This window comes from Alterinioella sp. B-7 (assembly GCF_056857775.1).
Genome location: NZ_JBSXNT010000019.1, coordinates 1 through 16,991 on the forward strand (window position 1 = coordinate 1; position 16,991 = coordinate 16,991).

A 16,991-nucleotide genomic window follows, 5' to 3' on the forward strand; every position below is an offset into this window, starting at 1 on the left:
GGCAGAGCAAGCCCTGATGATCGCGCGCGGTGCATTTCAGACTCTGGCCGAGGCCGAATTCGACCGATGGGAGTTGAGCCGCGCCGAACGGGAAGTTGCCCTGCTTGCCATCAAGGGGTTCTCGAATGCCGAGATTGCCGAAATGACAGGCAAGAGCGAGGGCACCGTCAAATCGCAAAGCGCTGCCGTCTTTCGCAAGGCGGACGTCCAGGGCAGGATTGGCTTGGTGACCCACTTCATGGAAGAGATCGTCGGCGATACACTGGTTCCCGGTCAGGATTGAATGATCCATCCAATAAGACAGAACTGTTGGTAGTCGCCAGCCGCCTAATCGCACCAACACTTCCGGCAGCGCGCATCATGCAGTTGCCGCCTGTGCACGTGAGCAGCGATCACGTTTGACCGAGAATTCATCGAGTTAAGCATTGCACCTGATTGCTGAACGGCAATTGGGATAGGCGGATTTGATCGGGATGCCATGGCGGCACCTAAACGCATCCCCATTAATCAAGCGGGGTTTTCCTAGGACCTCCACGGGATCCGGCGACCTGTCCGTTCCTGATCCGATGGACGTTCAGCCATTCCTCAACGGATGCGTCTCGTGCCAATGTCTGGCGATATCAACTCGACGGGTGATCCAGACATTGTCATGTGCTTGGACATGGTCGAGGAACCTGGCTAGGGCGCGCAGACGACCGGGGCGTCCCGCCAGGCGGCAATGCAGGCCGACCGACATCAGCCGGGGTGTCTGCGCACCTTCTTCCCAGAACTGATAGAAGCTGTCGCAGAGATAGTCCAGCCAATCGCGGCCCGTCTCAAAGCCAGGCGATGACGAGAATTTCATATCGTTGGTGTCGAAGGCGTAAGGCACAACCAGGTGATCACCGCCCTTATGCGCGATCCAGTATGGTAGATCGTCGTTGTAGGCGTCGCTGTCATAGAGAAAGCCGCCATGTTCCAGGATCAGCTTCCGGGTATTGGGCGATACGCGCCCGGTATACCATCCGTCGGGTCGACTGCCGGTCAAGCGCTCGATGATGGCGACAGTCTTGCGGATATGCTCGGCCTCTTCAGCTTCGGGCATGTCGCGATAGTCGATCCAGCGCCAGCTATGCGCTGCGATCTCGTGCCCGTCTGCGACCAGTTGCTCGGCGATGGCTGGCACCCGCTCAAGCGCCTGAGCCACAGCAAAGGCGGTTAGCGGCAATCCGCGGGCGCGGAAGAGATCGAGTATGCGCCAGACTCCGACGCGGCTGCCGTATTCGTAATGCGACTCTTGGTTCAGGTTTCGCTGGCCGGGCCAGGGATCGCAGATCATGTCGGAATTCAGATGCTCCGATGCCGCATCCCCATCCAGGATGTGGCTTTCGGAACCTTCCTCGATGTTGAGAACGAAGGACAGGGCCACCCGCCTGCATCTGGGGCAAAGTGCCGTGGTCGAGGTCACGGGCCTGCGCAACCCCTGCCATCAGGTCGAGGCTTTCATGCCGGGCCTCCTGCGCGCTGTCCTGGTGCGGGGGCCGAACAAGACGCTGATCCGCAAGACAGGTATCATGGGGGTCGTGCTTGAAGGTGGGTTGGTTGGCCGCGGCGATCCGATCGTGATCGAAGAACCGGAAACGCCTCATCTGCCACTGGAGCGGGTTTAGCCCCAGGCGCGGCGTTGGACAACAGGTTGGGCCCGGTCAGTCAAAGACGCTGTCCCGCCCCTGCGGATGCACTGTCTCGTAATATTCCGAAAGCTTCAGACCAGTCGCCGCCGCTTGGTCAAGGATGACGGTGGCGCGCGCGTGAAGTTGCAGCGCCGAGGCGGGGCAGGCGGCGCTTAGAGGGCCCTCGATCATGCGCGCGACGGCATCGGCCTTTGCCTCACCGGTGGCCAGCAGCAGGCATTTGCGCGACTCGAGAATGGTCGCCACACCCATGGTGATGGCATAGCGGGGCGTCTCCTCGAAGGAAGCGAAATAGCGCTGGTTCGCCCGGCGGGTGCTGGCGGTCAGGGTCTTGATCCGGGTGCGGGATCCGAGGCTGGCGGTCGGCTCGTTAAAGCCGATATGCCCGTTCTGGCCGATGCCAAGCAGTTGCAGGTCGAACCCGTCGGCCTCTTCGATCAGCGTCTCGTAGGCGTTCGATGCAGCCTGTGGATCGGTGGCATCACCCCTGGGAAGATGCGTGTGCGTCGGGTCGATATCGACGCGCTCAAAGAACGCCTCGGCCATCTAGCGATGGTAGGAACAGGGGTGATCCGGGGCGAGCCCGATATACTCGTCCAGGTGGAAGCTGGTCGTGGCCGCGAAGGACAACTCGTCCTCGCGGTGGCGCTGCGCGAGCGCGTCGTCAAGTGGCAGCATGGTGCCGCCGGTGGCCAGCCCCAATACGGTATCGGGTGTGGCGCGAACCGTGCGGTCGATGATGTCTGCCGCCCGCATGATCGCGGCTTCTGGCGTCGGCAGGATCAGGGCTTTCATGACGGATGCCCTTCAAGATGCAGGGTCAGCGCGCCCAGAAGCGGCGCGTCCTGACCCAGGGTTGCGGCGCGGATCGGAACCCGGAAGAGCGGTGGTTCTGCCTCCATCGCGGTTTGCAGGCGCGCGATGTAGCCCTCCGAAAGGCCGATGCTGCCTCCGATGGCCACCGCATCGAGGCCCAGGATAGCGCACAGATCCCCGATCAGCGCCGCGACCGCGCTGGCGGATCTCTTGAGGATATCTTCGGCCCAAGGCTCCCCGCCACGCGCGGCCATGCTGACTGCGCGCGCATCTGTCGGCTCATGGCTTGACACAAGGGCCGCCGCCGCGATCGCACGCCCGCCAGCTATGCTTTCGACCGTGGCATGGCGCCCGCTGCCGCATTGGCTGTCGGCGAAGCGGCTGCCGACAAATCCGACATGGCCCGCCAACCCATTCGCGCTGTCCAGCAAGCGCCCACCCAGGACCAGTCCACCGCCGACCCCGGTCGAGATCGTCAGATAGGCGAAATTCCCGGCATCGCGTCCCGCCCCGAACCGGGACTCGGCCAGTGCGGCGGCGGCGGCGTCGTTGCAACAGGTGGCAGGGCCGAGCTGCGCAAGGATCGCGCCGCGCAGGTCAAAGCCGCCGATCTGGGTCAGGGTGCCGGTATTGACCGCGTGCCAGTGGCCCGACTTGTCCAGACGTCCCGTCACTGCAAGCCCGAGGGCTGCTCCGGGCACGAAACCCACAGCGTCGAGAATCCCCGCCATGGCGGCGACCTGCGCCTCCGGTGTTGCGCTGCCGTCGGTTTGCACCTGCGCCCGTGCCACAACAGCGCCGCTTTCGATCCGAGCCGCCGCCAGTTTGGTGCCGCCCAGATCGACGGCAAAGCCGGTCAGGGCCGCGCGTTCAATCGCCATGGGCCTTACTCCTTGCCCGCACGCACCGCATCGCGGAACCAGCCGGTCATCACCTCCAGCCGCGTCAGCGCGGTGCCCACCGTGACGGCATCCGCCCCTGCGCGCATGGCCTGCGTCACCAGCGCGGGGGTGTTGAGCCGCCCCTCGGCCATGGTGAAACCCCCGAGCGCGCGAAACTGCCGGATCAGGTCCAGGTCGGGGCCGGGGTCACCCGTTGCCGTCTCATCGGTATAGCCTGAAAGGGTGGTGCCGATGATCTCGGCCCCTTCGGTCAGAGCGCGTTTGCCATCCGACAGCATGGAGCAATCGGCCATGGCCAGCGCGCCGACGCCGTGGATCGCCGCCACAAGATCGACTCTGGCCACAGGGCGCGTCCGGTCGGTGCCGTCATAGGCGATGATCTCGGCCCCCGCTGCGGCCAGGTCGCGGACATCCTCAAGATAGGGCGTGATGCGCACCGGGCTAGCCGCTAGGTCGCGTTTGACGATACCGATGATCGGCACGTCGACGCGGGCGCGGGCGGCGCGCAGGTTGGCCACGCCCTCGATCCTCAGGGCATCGGCCCCGCCCGCCACCGCCGCCGCGGCAAGCGCCGCCACGATGGCCGGATCGTCCAGCGGGCCGTCATCCACCGGCTGGCAGGACACCGCCAGCCCGCCGCGTATCTTCTCAAGAACCGCGTTCATCGCATCAGGCTCGGCAATCCGGTGGACAGGATCGGGAAGGCGTTGACAAGGATCAGCACCACGATCGGCGGCAAGAGCCATGGCAGGATCGCCTTGGCCAGTTTCTGGAACGGGATGTTCCCGACCTGGGACACCACGAAGAGCGCCATGCCCATCGGCGGCGTCATGATCGAGATCATCAGGTTCAGCACGACGATGATGCCGAAATGCACCGGGTCGATGGCAAAGCCCATCGCGACCGGCACCAGGATCGGCACAATCACCAGCAAGATCACCAGCGCCTCGATGAAACAGCCCAGGATGAAGATCATCAGGTTGACCGCAATGAGGAAGGTCAGCTTGGTATCGGCGATGGACAGGAAGAAATTGGCGATCTGCTGCGGCGCCTGTTCGCGCGCGAAGATGAAGCTGAGCAGCGACACGCCGGCCACGATGGTGGCGATGGAGGCCGAGGTCACGGTGGTCTCATAGGCCGCGTCCCACAGCCGGCGCCAGGTCAGTTCGCGGTAGAAGACGAGGTCGATCCCGATCGCGTAGACCACGGTGACGGCGGCGGCCTCGGTGGGCGAGAAATAGCCCGAGAAGATGCCGCCGATGATCACGGCGGGCGTCAGCAGCGCGGGCAGCGATTTCCAGAACAACGTGTTGATCTGGCCCAGGTTCTTGCGCTCGTCCTTTGGGTAGTCGCGGCGCGCGGCGATGATCGACACCATGATCATCAGCGCCACGGCACAAAGCAGACCCGGCACCACACCGCCCAGGAAAAGCTGCCCGATGGAGACATTGGCGATGACACCGTAAAGCACCATCGTGATCGAAGGCGGCACCAGCGGCCCGATCAGCGAGGAGGAGGCGGTGACAGCGCCCGCGAACTCATCGTCATAACCCGCCTCGCGCATGGCGGCGATTTCCATCTTGCCAAGCCCGCCCGCATCGGCCAGCGCCGAGCCGGACATGCCGGAAAAGAACAGCGAGGCCAGGATGTTCACATGGCCAAGCCCGCCGCGCACATGGCCGACAAGGGCGCGCGCGAAGCCGAAGAGGTGGTTGGTGATCCCGGCGGAATTCAGGATCCCCGCGGCCAGGATGAAGAGCGGCACGGCCAGCAGCGGAAAGCTGTTCAGCCCGTCCACCATGCGCTGCACCGCGAAGCCGATGCCGCGATCCATGTAGTAGAAATAGCCCATGGAGACGAAGATCATCGCGATGCCGATGGGCACACCCACAAGCACCATCAACAGCCAGAAAAAGGCGATGGTCAGCAAGATCATAGCACCGGGCTGCCTTGAATGTCCCCGCTGCGGCCCGCCAGAAGACGCCGGAGGATGCGGTAGAGGATGAAGAAGCTGGCCACGAAGGCCGAGGAATAGAGCATGCCGCTGCCGACGGGCAGGGTAACGGAGGTGTTGGACCAGGTCCGCTCGACCGTCGTGTAGCCGATCCAGCTGAGATGCCCCATGAGCCCCAGGTAAACGAGGTCGATCGCGGTAAAGACCGCGCGACGGACAGCGTAAGGCAGCATCTCGGCCAGGAACCCCATGCGCAGATGCTTGTTCTGGCGCTCGACCTCACCGATGCCGATGAAGGCCATCCAGACCCAGATCCAGCGCGCGGCTTCCTCGGTCCAGACCGGCCCGCGCATGATCGGCGTGCGGCCCAGGACCTGGATCATCACGATCCCGATCAGCACCAGGAAGAAGATCGTGGCGACCACGCCTTCAAGGCTGTATTGGCGGGTGTTTTCCATCGGCAGGGATCCTTGCAGGGATGGGAATGTGCCGGGGGCGCGCGACGGGAGGTGTCGCGCGCCCCTGGCCCGAGGGCCTCAGCCCCCGACTTTATTCTCCGCGCACGCGGTCGATGGCGCCTTCGCCATACTCTGCCTCCAGCGTGTCGTAATAGGGCTGCATGGCGGCGCGGAACGGCTCCAGGTCGGGGCGGGTGATGGTCAGGCCACGCTCCTCGAAGGTCGCCAGCAATTCCTCTTCGGCGGCGACGGTGCGCGAGTCGTTGACCTCCGCGCCGGCCTCGACCGCTTCCATGATCCAGCCCTGTTCTTCCTCGCTCAGGCTCTGCCACAGATCGTTCGAGATCATCATGGCGATGGAGGCGATGAAGTGGTTGGTGATCGCGACATAGTCCTGCACCTCATAGAAGCGCATGGCCTCGATGGTGGGCAGCGGGTTTTCCTGCGCATCGACCTGGTTGGTCTGCAGCGCCAGGTAAACCTCGGCAAAGGCGACCGGTGCCGGGGTGGCGCCGACATTCTCGGCATAGGCGATCAGGAACGGCACGTTCGGCGTGCGCATCCGCAGACCTTCCATATCCGCCATCTCGTTGATCGGCCGGTTCGAGGTGGTCTGGCGGGTGCCGTAATACCACAGGTCCAGCATGCGAATGCCCTGATCCTCGAATTCGGCGGCCATTTGCTGGCCCCATTCGCCATCGACGATCTGTTCCAGATGCGCAAAGTCACGCGCGACATAGGGCGCGCCGATCAGGTTCAGTTCGGGGATGACATAGCTCATGTCGGGATAGCCGGTCGTGACCATGTCCAGCTCACCGGCCTGCACCTGTGCCACCATCGAGCGGAAATCGCCCAGAGTGGAGGAGGGGAAGATGTTGAGGGTCAGCTCGCCGCCCGACACCTCCTCCAGCGTTTCGCCCATCGCCTGGATACCGGCATAGAGGTTGGAGACCTCGTTGTCCTGCGTTCCGATCGTCAGTTCGCGCTCGGCCGCGGCAGGGGCGGCGAGCGCCAGCAGGGCGGCACCAGCCAGCAGGTTTGTCTTGATTGTCATGTTGTCCTCCATTGGGTTTGGGTATGTCTTGCGGTCTCAGGCAGAGCCCGGATCTGCCGTGTCGTTCAGGCCGACGGCGGCTTTCAGGCGGGCGCGGTAGGCACGCGCCAGATGACGGTCCATCACCTCGACGGCCATGGCTGAATCGCCGTCCAGAATGGCGGCGTGCAACTGGGCATGTTCTTGATAGGATGTCCGGTCGAGCGCCTCGGCATCGGGCGATGCCGGACGCTGCGCGATCAGGTGGCTCACGAACAGATCGTGCAGCGTCAGCAAGACCGGGTTTCCGACGACCGACACGATCGCCCGATGAAAGGCGATGTCGGTGGCCGCGAAATCCTTCGTGCCAATGGCATTGCCATTCTCGGTCAGCGCCTGCTGGATCTTGGCAAGCTGCATGGCGCTGGCACGGTTCGCGGCCTCGCGCGCGGCGCCCATCTCGACAAACTGGCGCATCTGTTCGAGATGGGCCTGCGCCTCGCCGTCGCCCAGAAGATCGAAGATCAGGTCGCCGGCACCGCGCAGGATGCCGTCCAGCGACGGGCGTGCCGCACGCGGGCGATGTCCCGCGATGGCACTGGCGTAGCCTTGCATCTGCAACTGGGCGATGGCCTCGCGCACCGTGGGCCGGGACGCCCCGAACCGTTCGCACAGCTCGCGTTCCGTGGGCAGGGGGGTGTCTACGGGCAGGTCGCCGGTCTTGATGTCGTCGATCAACGCGGCGGCAATCATGCCACTGCTCCGGCGGTTTCCGGTCGCTTGTGTCATCTCCGATGTCATTGATCCCTCCCTGCGCAACTCCCCCGAGCGCTCCGTCATGGCACCACATGGGGTGCAGCGGATTTTCTATTTGGTATGTTCATTACATTTTTTTGTCAAACCAAAATTTACGGATGGACGTATTTGGCTTTCGGACATAGGAATGGGGGGTATCGTTCGGCCCCAATGGCCACCAATCGGGACTCTTTCGCCATGACCAAACCACTTGCAGGCATGTATGCCGCGCTGTTGACGGCGCTGACCGACGACGGGGATTTCTCACCGGAACGGCAACGCGATCTTGATGCCTACGTTTTGCGCCAGGGCCTCACGGGTCTTTATGTCGGCGGCTCCAGTGGTGAATCGGGGCTGCTGGAAAGCGGCGCCTTGCTGGAACAGCAGGCCGTCGTGGCCGAGGATGCCAAGGGGTCCGGCGCCACGCTGATCGCGCATGTCGGCCTGCCGTCTCTCACGGCGTCCATCGCGCTGGCGCGTCAGGCCAAGACGCACGGCTATCACGCGCTTTCGGCCCTGCCGCCCCATTCCTATCCGTTCAGAGACGCCGAAATTCTGGGCTATTACAAGGCCCTGGCTGCCGCGACCGATCTGCCGCTCATCGTCTACGAGGTGCCTGTGCGCACCGGGCGCCCGCTGCCGATCGAGCTTCTGGTGCAGCTCCTCGACCTGCCCAACGTGGCCGGGATCAAGTTCACCTCGACCGATCTCTTCAAGCTGACCCGGCTGCGGCTGCTGCGGCCGGACAGCGTCTATTACTTCGGATTCGACGAGGTCTGGCTGGCCGGTGGTATCCTTGGCGCAGATGGCGGCATCGGCACGACCTACAGCCTGATCGGGCGTCTTTACGTGGCCCTCAACGAAGCCCTGCGCGAGGGCGACATGGCCCGCGCCCAGGAATTGCAGCAGGTATCGGCCGAGTTTGTCGTGGCGCTGCTCGATGTCGGCGTGATCCCCGGCATGAAGGCGGGCTTGCGCGTTATCGGTGTCGATTGCGGCCCCGCGCGTCTTCCCATGGCCTCTCCCGTCAACGATGCGGACGCGAGAATGGCCAAATTGCTGGCTGACCCCAGGTTCAAGACTTGGCTCGCCTGAAGCTGATCTCTGCCAGGTAATTGTCTCAGGCCGTGGTGAGGCCCACACGGAAGAAGCGGACGCGAACACCGCACATCATTCTGCATGATCCGGAGCGGCAAGATCGCGGCGTCCTGTGGGAAGCCGACGAACTTGCCGAGCGGTCCAATTCGACCTTCGTTGGGCTTGGCAAACTCTCGGAGACGGTTGCACTATCGGATGTCAGACCCCTACATCTAGAAAACACGAATAAGAGCTCGACTTCTTGATGGGGACAACACGGTGTAGATGGGAGATCATGTTCGCCCATTTTTTATATCTGGTTGGAACGTCAACATTCAGGCCGACGCAGCCAACAAAACAAGGCAGTCCGTGTTGACGTCGTGTTTACATCCATAGTTCCGATGTTGACAGATTGGGCTGGAATGTTGACGTTTATGTTTACGGTCTGAGATGCTGACGTAAACCTGTGTTGACGCAATGTAAGGTCAAATCTTCCTCATTCGCCGTCATTGAGCACTGTATCCGACTGGGCGTCCAGTCTTTCATCGCTAGATGTAGTGCGCCGAGCGTCGCCAGTGGAGCGGTCGTGGCGCGCGCGGAGACTGCTAACTTGGTATCGATTTCACAGGCTCCCATATTTCGTGTCTCTGTCCTCATTGCATGATGCCGCTGTCCGCTGACTCCGTTGGTCGCATGTGTGTCCGGTTCGATCCCGGTCGATCCGGTTCGCGCGTCGTCTCCTGCAATGTCATGCGCAGGGCCTGCACGGCTCTGAGGGTCGGTGCCGGGACCGGCCCAGGGGAGAGCAGTCGGAGGAAACCTACCCAGTCCAGCTCGTCTTCCGTGAGGGGGCTGTCGTCTGGCAGCTTGATCGTCTCAATCACCTTATGGTGTCTCATTTCCCAAAGACCTTCCGTAAGGCGCTGCGCGACCTGGCTGTTAGGGTGGGGTCTGTATGCCCGGAGGCGTCTCTGATTTCTTCGAGCCAGCCGACTTCATTGCGGGTGACGACCGTGCCGAAGATTTCCTCAACCGCTGCGCGCACGGTTTCACCGCCTGATTGCTCCAGCGCGTAACGGAACAAGAGCCGCGGATCGCAGTCCATTGCCTTGGCCAGGCTCGGCACACGGTCGAGCGGCAGCTTTGTCTTTCCGGACTTGACCATGCTCAGCATATTGGGATTCACGAATCCGGCTTCGGTCGCGATGTCTTGCTGGCTCTTTTTCGGGCGTAACTCGAGGAGACGGTGCGCAATGAACCGCGCCGCGCGGCTACCGGAATATGGGTGTGGTTTGGTCATATCGACGCAAGTGCCTTCTGCTGAATTAGACTGTGCTTGCGTTATATCTATCGGTGGTTGGGACTGTGCTGGACGAGTGAACTTTTGACACCCAGTGGCCGGGTGGCCGCACGTGTTTAAAGCGCGCGTGATGTCATTGTATCCTAGAGATCCGTAACGAGAGTTTCTGCTCACCGTCGGGCGAGCCATGACAGATCTCACCGAACGTTCCATGAGTCGCACTAACGCCGCCCAGGAACCGCACCGGTTCTTACAGTTCGCGAGCCATTGCCTCAGCCTGCTTGATGACCAACTTCACTGCTTCGGCTTGTAGGTCCGGGGGATATCCATAGCGTCTGAGGATCCGCTTCACAGCAACGCGCATCTTCGCCCGCACGTCGTCCCGCTGCCACCAATCGACGCCCGAATTTTCCCGGACGGACCTGACGAGCTCGGCCGCGATCACCTTGAGCTGGTCGTTGTCCATGACCTCCACCGCGCTCTCGTTCTGCGCCAAGGCGTCGTAGAAGCTTCGTTCCGCCTCCGACATGTCGTCCTCTGGCTCGGCGCTCAGGTCCTTGGCCATGCCAATGAGTTCCTGAATCACCTGAAGGGCGTCGACACTGCGGTTGTGATATCGTGCGATCGCGTCCGATAGGCGCTCGGAGAACTTCTGGTTTTGCACCACGTTGCCCCGCGTCCGCGCCTTGATTTCCCCGTTCAGAAGCTTCTTCAGGGCTTCCACAGCAAGGTTCTTGTGCTGCATGTGCTGGATCTCGAGGAGAAACTCCTCGGACAGAACGCTGATATCGGGACGGTCGAAACCGCACGCTTCGAGGATGTCCACGACCTCGGTCGAGGCGACAGCCCGGTTCAACAGTTGCTCTATCGCGAAATCCGGTGAGGAGTTCCGCTCCCCGCCGCCCTTCACGTCGAGCTTCTGGAGGGCGGACCTCACTGCGAGGAAGAACGCGACCTCTTCGGCTTGCTCCTTGGCTTCCGGCGAGCCGGCCGCCAGCTTGAAGGCCTTGGCGAGCGCCGCAATGGCATCCAAAAACCGCTTGCCGAAATTCTTGTGATCTTCCTGCCCGTCGTCGCGGGCTTGTTTAAGAACGTGGTCTGCTGCCGCCGGGAGAATCTCGATGCGGTCCGCCGCCGTTCCGCCAAGGACCCGGGAGTAATCGAATCCGTGGAACAGCCCACGGGCGACATCCAACGCACTCAGGAAAGCCGCCACGGCCTCGCGCTCATCGACGCCCGTCTGAGCCTGATCACCTTGTGAGTAATGCGCGAGGGCATTCTTCAGATCGGCCGCTAGGCCGATATAATCGACAACAAGACCGGCGGGCTTTCCGGCGAAGACCCGGTTCACCCGCGCGATTGCCTGCATCAATCCGTGCCCCTTCATGGGCTTGTCGACGTAGAGGGTGTGCATGCAGGGGGCATCGAATCCCGTCAGCCACATGTCGCGGACGATTACCAGCTTCAGCGGGTCGCCAGTGTCCTTGTATCGCTTCCTGAGGGCTTCCAGCTTCGCCTTGCTGCGAATGTGGGGCTGGAAATTCTGCGGATCGGCGGCGTTTCCGGTCATGATGACCTTCACCGCGCCTGTCTCGTCTGTTTCCGAATGCCAATCAGGGATGGCAGCGACGATGCGCTCGTAGACCTCGACGCAGATCCGGCGGCTCATGCAGACGATCATCGCCTTGCCGTCGATGGCCTCGAGGCGGGCGTCGAAATGCTCGAGGATATCGGCGACGACCGCGTCCAGGCGCGGACCAGCGCCGACCAGTTTCTCGATCTGCGACCACTTCTTGGCCGCGGCCCCTGCCTCATCCTCAGCCAGTGCCTCGGTCGCCTCGTTGAACTCCTCGTCGAGGCTGTCGCGTAGATCCTCGGCGATCTCTACGCGAGCTACACGCCCCTCGTAGTAGATCGGCACGGTTGCTCCGTCCTCGACCGCTTGAGAGATGTCGTAGACGTCGATGTAGTCACCGAATACCGACCGCGTGTTTGCGCCGACCAATTCCACCGGTGTGCCGGTGAATGCGACGTAGACGGCCCTCGGCAAGGCTGTGCGCAGGTGATGGGCCAGGCCATGACGAACCTCGCCGGTCTTCTGGTCCATCCTGGCCTCGAACCCGTATTGTGTCCGGTGCGCCTCATCGACCATGACGATGACGTTGGATCGGTCCGTGAGCTCCGGGAAATCCTGGCCGTGCTCCGGTCGAAATTTCTGGATCGTCGAGAATACGATGCCGCCGACCTGCCGATTAAGCAGCGTCTTCAGGTCTACGATGCTGTCTGCCTGGACCGGCGCCTCACCCAGCAGATCCTTGCACCGACCGAACGTGGCGAACAACTGGTTGTCGAGGTCGTTCCGGTCGGTCAGCACCAACACCGTCGGGTTCTCGAGATCCGGCAAGTGCATTGCTCGCCCGGCGAGGAAGGTCATTAACAGCGATTTCCCGGAGCCCTGCGTGTGCCAGATGACGCCGCCCTTGCCGTCGTCGCCGCGCGCACCGAGGATCGATTCCATGGCCTTCCGCACCGCGTGGAATTGGTGGTAACCGGCCGCCTTCTTGATCGGCCCCTTGCCCTCGTCCTCGAAGACCGTAAACCAGCGCAGCATGTCGAGTAGAACGGACCGGTTCAGCAGCCCCTCGGTCAGCGTGTTCAGAGCGAGCCCCTCACGCTCGGAGAGGATCGACTCGCCATCGACGGTCCGCCACCGCATGAATCGGTCGAGGCCCGCCGAGAGTGTGCCATATCGGGCGTTCAGCCCGTCGGAGATAACCGAGAAGACCGATGTCCGGAATAGGTTCGGAATATCGGCCTTGTAGGTCTCGATCTGATTGAAGGCCGCCGCGATGTCGGCTCCCTCGGTTCCCTTCAGTTCCACCACGACCAAAGGCAGACCATTCAGGTAGATCACGATGTCCGGGATCCGCGGATTCCGCCCGACCATGTCCACCTGGTTGAAGGCGTGCCAGGCATTATCCCGATCGCTCCAATCGACGAGGCGCGCGCGCTCGTGACGCTCCTCCCCCTGGCTGAAATAGGTAATCGGGACGCCGCCCGTAATCAGGCCGTGCAGGCGGCGGTTCTCGGCCATCAGATCGCCGGCGAAGACCTCGTCGGTGACGCGGGCCATCACCTCCTGGACCGCGCCGTCGGGCAGCCCCGGATTGAGGCGCCGGACGGCCTTCTCGAAGACCTTCCGCAGGATCGCCTCGTGGAAGCTTCGGCGCTCCGGGTCACGTTTCTCGGGCGAGATCTCGGCGCCAGAGTCGGCGGCAAAGCCCAGCCCGGCCAGCTTCCCCATCATCCAGTCTTCGAGGTCGGATTCCGAGTTCCAAGCCATCAGGAGCCTCCGCCTGGCTTCATGCGCGCCGCCAGACCCCGCACGGGCTCGGAGAAGGCCTCGTCCATCTTCCGGTAGTGGTCCACCAGCCAGGCGATCATCTCCGGCCAATTCTCCTTGCTGTAACCCTGGACCGGCGTCTTGCAGACAACCATGCTGACCTTCTTGTCGTCGATCCGCCGCCACTCGAGTTCCTCGCCGACGGTCTGCTCATACGTCTCCCTGTTCTCGGCAAGCTGGTCGAAGAGCCACTTGTTCTCGTCCCGGTCGGACCGGTTCAGCTGGAACTCGACCCGCACCTCGTGCCGCAGGAAGATCAGTGTCAACGTGACCCCCGAGACGCCGATGCTGGAGTTCAACCAGTGATCGCGCGACGGGGTGATGTTCTGCCATCGCTCGAGGCCCGCTCCGCGGAGCGCCTCCAGAGCCTGCTCCCAGAATTCGAGCCGCATCTGGTGGCTCCACTTCTGGGCGCCCTTGGCTGACTTCTCCTCGCTGTCCTTCTCGGCCATCCGGATCATGTAGTCGGCCGCCTCCGGCGTCGGGATCACCTGCTGGAGGTCGACGAAGATCTCCTCGCCGAACCGGTAGGGCACAACCTTGACGCAACGCGCGTCGATCTGATGTTCGCGCAGCCAGAGCACCGTGGCCGTGACCTCCCGCCGGAAATTCGCGGCTATGAAGACGATGCGCTGATTGGTGCCGTCATTCAGGACGACCTCGTCCAACGTGTCCTCGCCCAGGAACTCACAGATCATTCCTGCCGCATCACCGCCGCCTTGCCGGTCGAGATACTGCTGGAAAATGCCGACGATCTCGGCCTTCTTCAGGCTCGAGCAGTAGGCGGCGTATTTCAAGGCCTGCCAAACGACATCCCGGCCGGAATCGTCCAGCTTGTTCTCGATGATGACAAGCTGCCCGGCCCGGTCCAGCGCCAGCAGGTCGAGCCGTTCCCGGGTGCCGTCGAACCCGTCGAACTCCTTCTGGATGATCAGCAGGCCATCCTCGCCTTCGCTCATCGCCTCGCAGAGTGCGTCCGGCATGGTGGCGAGCCATTCCTGGAGATGCTCCCGCTCCCTGAACCCGACCTCGGAGAAGCTGGTGCGCTCGAGCTTGCGCAGGCGATTGGCGGAACGGTCGATCTGGAACATGGCGTGGCCTTACACTTCCGGGAACGCGTGGATTTCGACTTCGAGTTCATTGGCCACGGGGCGCAGTTCACCGCATCTATTCAACCAATCAAATACACCAGTCTCGCTTGGTATTTCGCCATGCGCGAACCGTGCATCGACTTCGCTTTCGCCGTCACCCCCAATAGCGGGATCATAGTAATGTGCGGAATGCACAAGTTCCAAGGCATCCTCGTCCAGCAAGATGGAAACCGACCGGCTATTCGCCCCGACCACGTGGTCGAGCGAAACCGTTGCCGCGGCGACCATAGGGCTTCCCGCAAGGAGCGCATCGAGACCAGAAACGATTGTGCCCAACGCGAGGAGGTGTTGCGGCGACTGGCACACCGACCGCCACTCCCAAATCTCCTGGCGGACCAGGTCAATCAATCCGAGATCCTCCTCTGTCATGCGCCAATGGTTGACTGCTTCGCTCATACATTCGCCTCGACCTGTTTATCGGCCTCGCGGATGCGGAGTTCTCCAGACATGAGGCGGGGGAGAAGGGTGTCGCGGAGGGCGGCGAGGTTTTGGGATTCTTTTGCGCGCTCGTTACACCCGTCAAGGAAGGGTGTGACGAGTTTCTCGAAGCGACGTAGCAACGAGACGTTTGTCGGCATAAGAAACGACATCGCCTTCATGGCCGATTGATTCAACCCGGGTTGAGCAACACCGGTAGCAAGCTCGCGCATTTGGTTCATGCAGTGGTCACTTGAAATCGCCAAAAACCCGAAGTGTTGCCCAAGATCGTGAGAGAGCCGCACCCGGAAAACGTGCTCGTTGATACACGCCTCGCTAAAGGGGAATCCTTTGGAGATATAGGTCGCAGCAGGACGCAACTCCCCAGGCTTACCCCCGTCTTTGTAGATTAAGATGTCGCCATCTTTCAGGTGACCTTTGCGCATAGCGGCAAAAAAATCACGCGGAACCAATTTGGTCTTCGAGAATTCGAAGTGGCCGATATTCTTGATGCTTTCGGCGCCGATACTCGGGACCCCCTCGCTGATCGAAGATACGCCACCCTTCGGACGCTTCCCAGTTTCCAGGACCTTGTAGTGATCCTCAAAGAAAGCCCATTCCCACCCCTTCGGCAGGCCGTCGGGGCCGAAGCTGTCAGGGAAGAGGGCGGCGGTGGTGGGGTCCATGTGGGCGGGGGGCTGGCCAAGGGCGCGGGCGTGGACGGGGTCGAAATCCACGAACCAGGACCGATAGAGCGCCCGCGCCATCTCCTCCAACGTCGCGCTCATCCGGCGGTTCAGCTCGATCTTGTCGTCGAGGGCGGTCAGCAGGCTTGCGATAGTCTTCTGGTCAGATACCGGTATCGAAGGCAGTTCAATGCGACCAATGATCGACTTGTTCAGGTTGGGCATTGTTGCCCCGATTGCCTGTTCCCTGATCCATAGAACAGTCGAGGGTGCTGCGAGAAACCACCTGAGAAATGCGGGGTCGATCGCATCGCGATTTTCAACTCGAGCTCGGATGGCACCAGTGCCGCAAATAAAGCCTGCCTCTGATGGACGTATCCTCGCCGTGCGCCCGGTCGCCTGCGCGCCGCGGCGCGCAAATAGGATATCATCTACTTGCACGCGATGGCGTCGAAGCTCATGGGCCTTTTCCCGGGTGATCTTAGGTAGCACCGAATGGTCGATACGCCCGCCCTGTATTCCTTCGGTTGGAATCACAGGAACGCCTTGGTCCTTATAGTCATAGGAATGAAGCTGCGAACCGAAAGGACCAGTTTGAAGGCTCAATGCGCCGTCTTCGATCAGCCGAGACAAGGTGACCTCGTCGCTCATCCCAACCGCTCCAGCCGAGCCTCAATCTCCATCTCCAGTCGCCGCCCCTCGGCGAACTGCGCCCGGAGCTCCGCCGTCAGCCGGTCGAACTTCTCCTCGAAGGGCTCGCCATCCTCCTCGGCCGCGCCGGCGCCGACATAGCGGCCCGGGGTCAGGACGAAGTTGTGCTTCGCGATCTCCTCCATGGAGGCCGCCTTGCAGAAGCCCGGCTCGTCGGCATAGGCACCTGCGTCCGGCTCTCCACGCCAGGCGTGGTAGGCCCCCGCGATGCGCGCGATCTCCTCGCGGGACAATTCCTTCTGCTTGCGCGACCCTGTGACCAGCGCGCCCATCTTTCGAGCGTCGATGAACAGGACCTCGCCGCGCCGGTCGCGCAGCTTGGCATCCTTGGCCACGCCGTTCGACTTGTCCTTCGCTAGGATCCAGATGCAGGCCGGGATCTGGGTGCCGTAGAAGAGCTGCCCCGGCAGGGCGATCATAGCGTCCACCGCCTCGGCCTCGACCATGGCACGGCGGATGTCGCCCTCGCCCGAGGACATGGACGACATGGAGCCGTTGGCCATCACGACGCCTGCGATGCCGGTGCTGCCCAACTTGTCGTAGATGTGCTGCATCCAGGCGAAGTTGGCGTTGCCGACCGGGGGCGCGCCGAATTTCCAGCGCCGGTCCTCGGCC

General features: G+C 62.4%; 18 protein-coding genes. 3 read left to right on the top strand and 15 right to left on the bottom strand.

Annotated features, from left to right (window positions below; all coding sequences use genetic code 11):
- On the top strand, positions 1-283 hold a 283-nt coding region (locus AC13C7_RS02290; RefSeq protein WP_482866483.1), incomplete at its 5' end, for a helix-turn-helix domain-containing protein.
- A 291-nt stretch (positions 284-574) separates the two neighbouring features.
- On the opposite strand, the gene AC13C7_RS02295 is transcribed toward AC13C7_RS02290, so the two are convergent.
- The gene (locus AC13C7_RS02295; protein ID WP_482866484.1) at positions 575-1,408 is read right to left on the bottom strand and encodes a polysaccharide deacetylase family protein; all 834 of its coding nucleotides are present in this window, start codon (positions 1,406-1,408) and stop codon (positions 575-577) included.
- Between AC13C7_RS02295 and AC13C7_RS02300 the strand changes: the two genes are divergently transcribed.
- Positions 1,383-1,649: a hypothetical protein gene (locus AC13C7_RS02300; RefSeq protein WP_482866485.1), complete on the top strand. Its 267-nt coding sequence runs from the start codon at positions 1,383-1,385 to the stop codon at positions 1,647-1,649. The genes AC13C7_RS02295 and AC13C7_RS02300 overlap by 26 nt on opposite strands.
- Positions 1,650-1,685: 36 nt before the next feature.
- Here the strand turns inward: AC13C7_RS02300 and AC13C7_RS02305 are convergent, their stop codons facing one another.
- The 8 genes from AC13C7_RS02305 to AC13C7_RS02340 all read right to left on the bottom strand — a co-directional run bounded on the left by AC13C7_RS02305 (position 1,686) and on the right by AC13C7_RS02340 (position 7,625).
- Entirely contained in the window at positions 1,686-2,219 is a 534-nt protein-coding gene (locus tag AC13C7_RS02305; RefSeq protein WP_482866486.1) for a glucosamine-6-phosphate deaminase, read from the bottom strand.
- Positions 2,220-2,468 carry a hypothetical protein gene (locus AC13C7_RS02310; RefSeq protein ID WP_482866487.1) on the bottom strand — a complete coding sequence of 83 codons (249 nt, stop codon included), beginning with the start codon at positions 2,466-2,468 and terminating at the stop codon, positions 2,220-2,222.
- On the bottom strand, positions 2,465-3,370 hold the full coding sequence (locus tag AC13C7_RS02315) for an ROK family protein (protein WP_482866488.1): 906 nt from the start codon (positions 3,368-3,370) through the stop codon (positions 2,465-2,467). Before AC13C7_RS02315 ends, AC13C7_RS02310 begins: the two co-directional genes overlap by 4 nt.
- Before the next feature lie 5 nt (positions 3,371-3,375).
- Positions 3,376-4,056 carry an N-acetylmannosamine-6-phosphate 2-epimerase gene (locus tag AC13C7_RS02320; protein ID WP_482866489.1) on the bottom strand — a complete coding sequence of 227 codons (681 nt, stop codon included), beginning with the start codon at positions 4,054-4,056 and terminating at the stop codon, positions 3,376-3,378.
- Entirely contained in the window at positions 4,053-5,327 is a 1,275-nt protein-coding gene (locus AC13C7_RS02325; protein WP_482866490.1) for a TRAP transporter large permease, read from the bottom strand. The genes AC13C7_RS02320 and AC13C7_RS02325 overlap by 4 nt, the downstream gene beginning before the upstream one ends.
- Entirely contained in the window at positions 5,324-5,803 is a 480-nt protein-coding gene (locus AC13C7_RS02330) for a TRAP transporter small permease (protein ID WP_446121760.1), read from the bottom strand. The genes AC13C7_RS02325 and AC13C7_RS02330 overlap by 4 nt, the downstream gene beginning before the upstream one ends.
- 91 nt (positions 5,804-5,894) lie before the next feature.
- Complete coding sequence (locus AC13C7_RS02335; RefSeq protein ID WP_446170608.1) at positions 5,895-6,857, bottom strand: sialic acid TRAP transporter substrate-binding protein SiaP; 963 nt, start codon at positions 6,855-6,857, stop codon at positions 5,895-5,897.
- Positions 6,858-6,893: 36 nt separating this feature from the next.
- Positions 6,894-7,625, bottom strand: a complete 732-nt coding sequence (locus AC13C7_RS02340; RefSeq protein WP_482866491.1) for an FCD domain-containing protein — start codon at positions 7,623-7,625, stop codon at positions 6,894-6,896.
- A gap of 204 nt (positions 7,626-7,829) precedes the next feature.
- Here AC13C7_RS02340 and AC13C7_RS02345 point away from each other — a divergent pair, with 204 nt between their 5' ends.
- Positions 7,830-8,726 (top strand): dihydrodipicolinate synthase family protein, encoded by an 897-nt coding sequence (locus AC13C7_RS02345; RefSeq protein WP_482866492.1) that lies wholly within the window; start codon positions 7,830-7,832, stop codon positions 8,724-8,726.
- A gap of 877 nt (positions 8,727-9,603) precedes the next feature.
- Here AC13C7_RS02345 and AC13C7_RS02350 read toward each other — a convergent pair.
- From AC13C7_RS02350 to AC13C7_RS02375, 6 genes are all read right to left on the bottom strand, one after another.
- Positions 9,604-10,008 carry a helix-turn-helix domain-containing protein gene (locus AC13C7_RS02350; RefSeq protein ID WP_482866493.1) on the bottom strand — a complete coding sequence of 135 codons (405 nt, stop codon included), beginning with the start codon at positions 10,006-10,008 and terminating at the stop codon, positions 9,604-9,606.
- Positions 10,009-10,258: 250 nt separating this feature from the next.
- Positions 10,259-13,351, bottom strand: coding sequence for a type I restriction endonuclease subunit R (locus AC13C7_RS02355; RefSeq protein ID WP_482866494.1), 3,093 nt, complete (start codon positions 13,349-13,351; stop codon positions 10,259-10,261).
- Positions 13,351-14,502 (bottom strand): DUF4268 domain-containing protein, encoded by a 1,152-nt coding sequence (locus AC13C7_RS02360; RefSeq protein WP_482866495.1) that lies wholly within the window; start codon positions 14,500-14,502, stop codon positions 13,351-13,353. The genes AC13C7_RS02355 and AC13C7_RS02360 overlap by 1 nt, the downstream gene beginning before the upstream one ends.
- Before the next feature lie 9 nt (positions 14,503-14,511).
- The gene (locus tag AC13C7_RS02365) at positions 14,512-14,958 is read right to left on the bottom strand and encodes a hypothetical protein (protein ID WP_482866496.1); all 447 of its coding nucleotides are present in this window, start codon (positions 14,956-14,958) and stop codon (positions 14,512-14,514) included.
- Positions 14,955-16,316: a restriction endonuclease subunit S gene (locus AC13C7_RS02370; protein WP_482866497.1), complete on the bottom strand. Its 1,362-nt coding sequence runs from the start codon at positions 16,314-16,316 to the stop codon at positions 14,955-14,957. The genes AC13C7_RS02365 and AC13C7_RS02370 overlap by 4 nt, the downstream gene beginning before the upstream one ends.
- Positions 16,313-16,991: N-6 DNA methylase (locus AC13C7_RS02375; RefSeq protein WP_482866498.1), on the bottom strand; the 679-nt coding region annotated here is incomplete at its 5' end. The genes AC13C7_RS02375 and AC13C7_RS02370, both read right to left, overlap by 4 nt.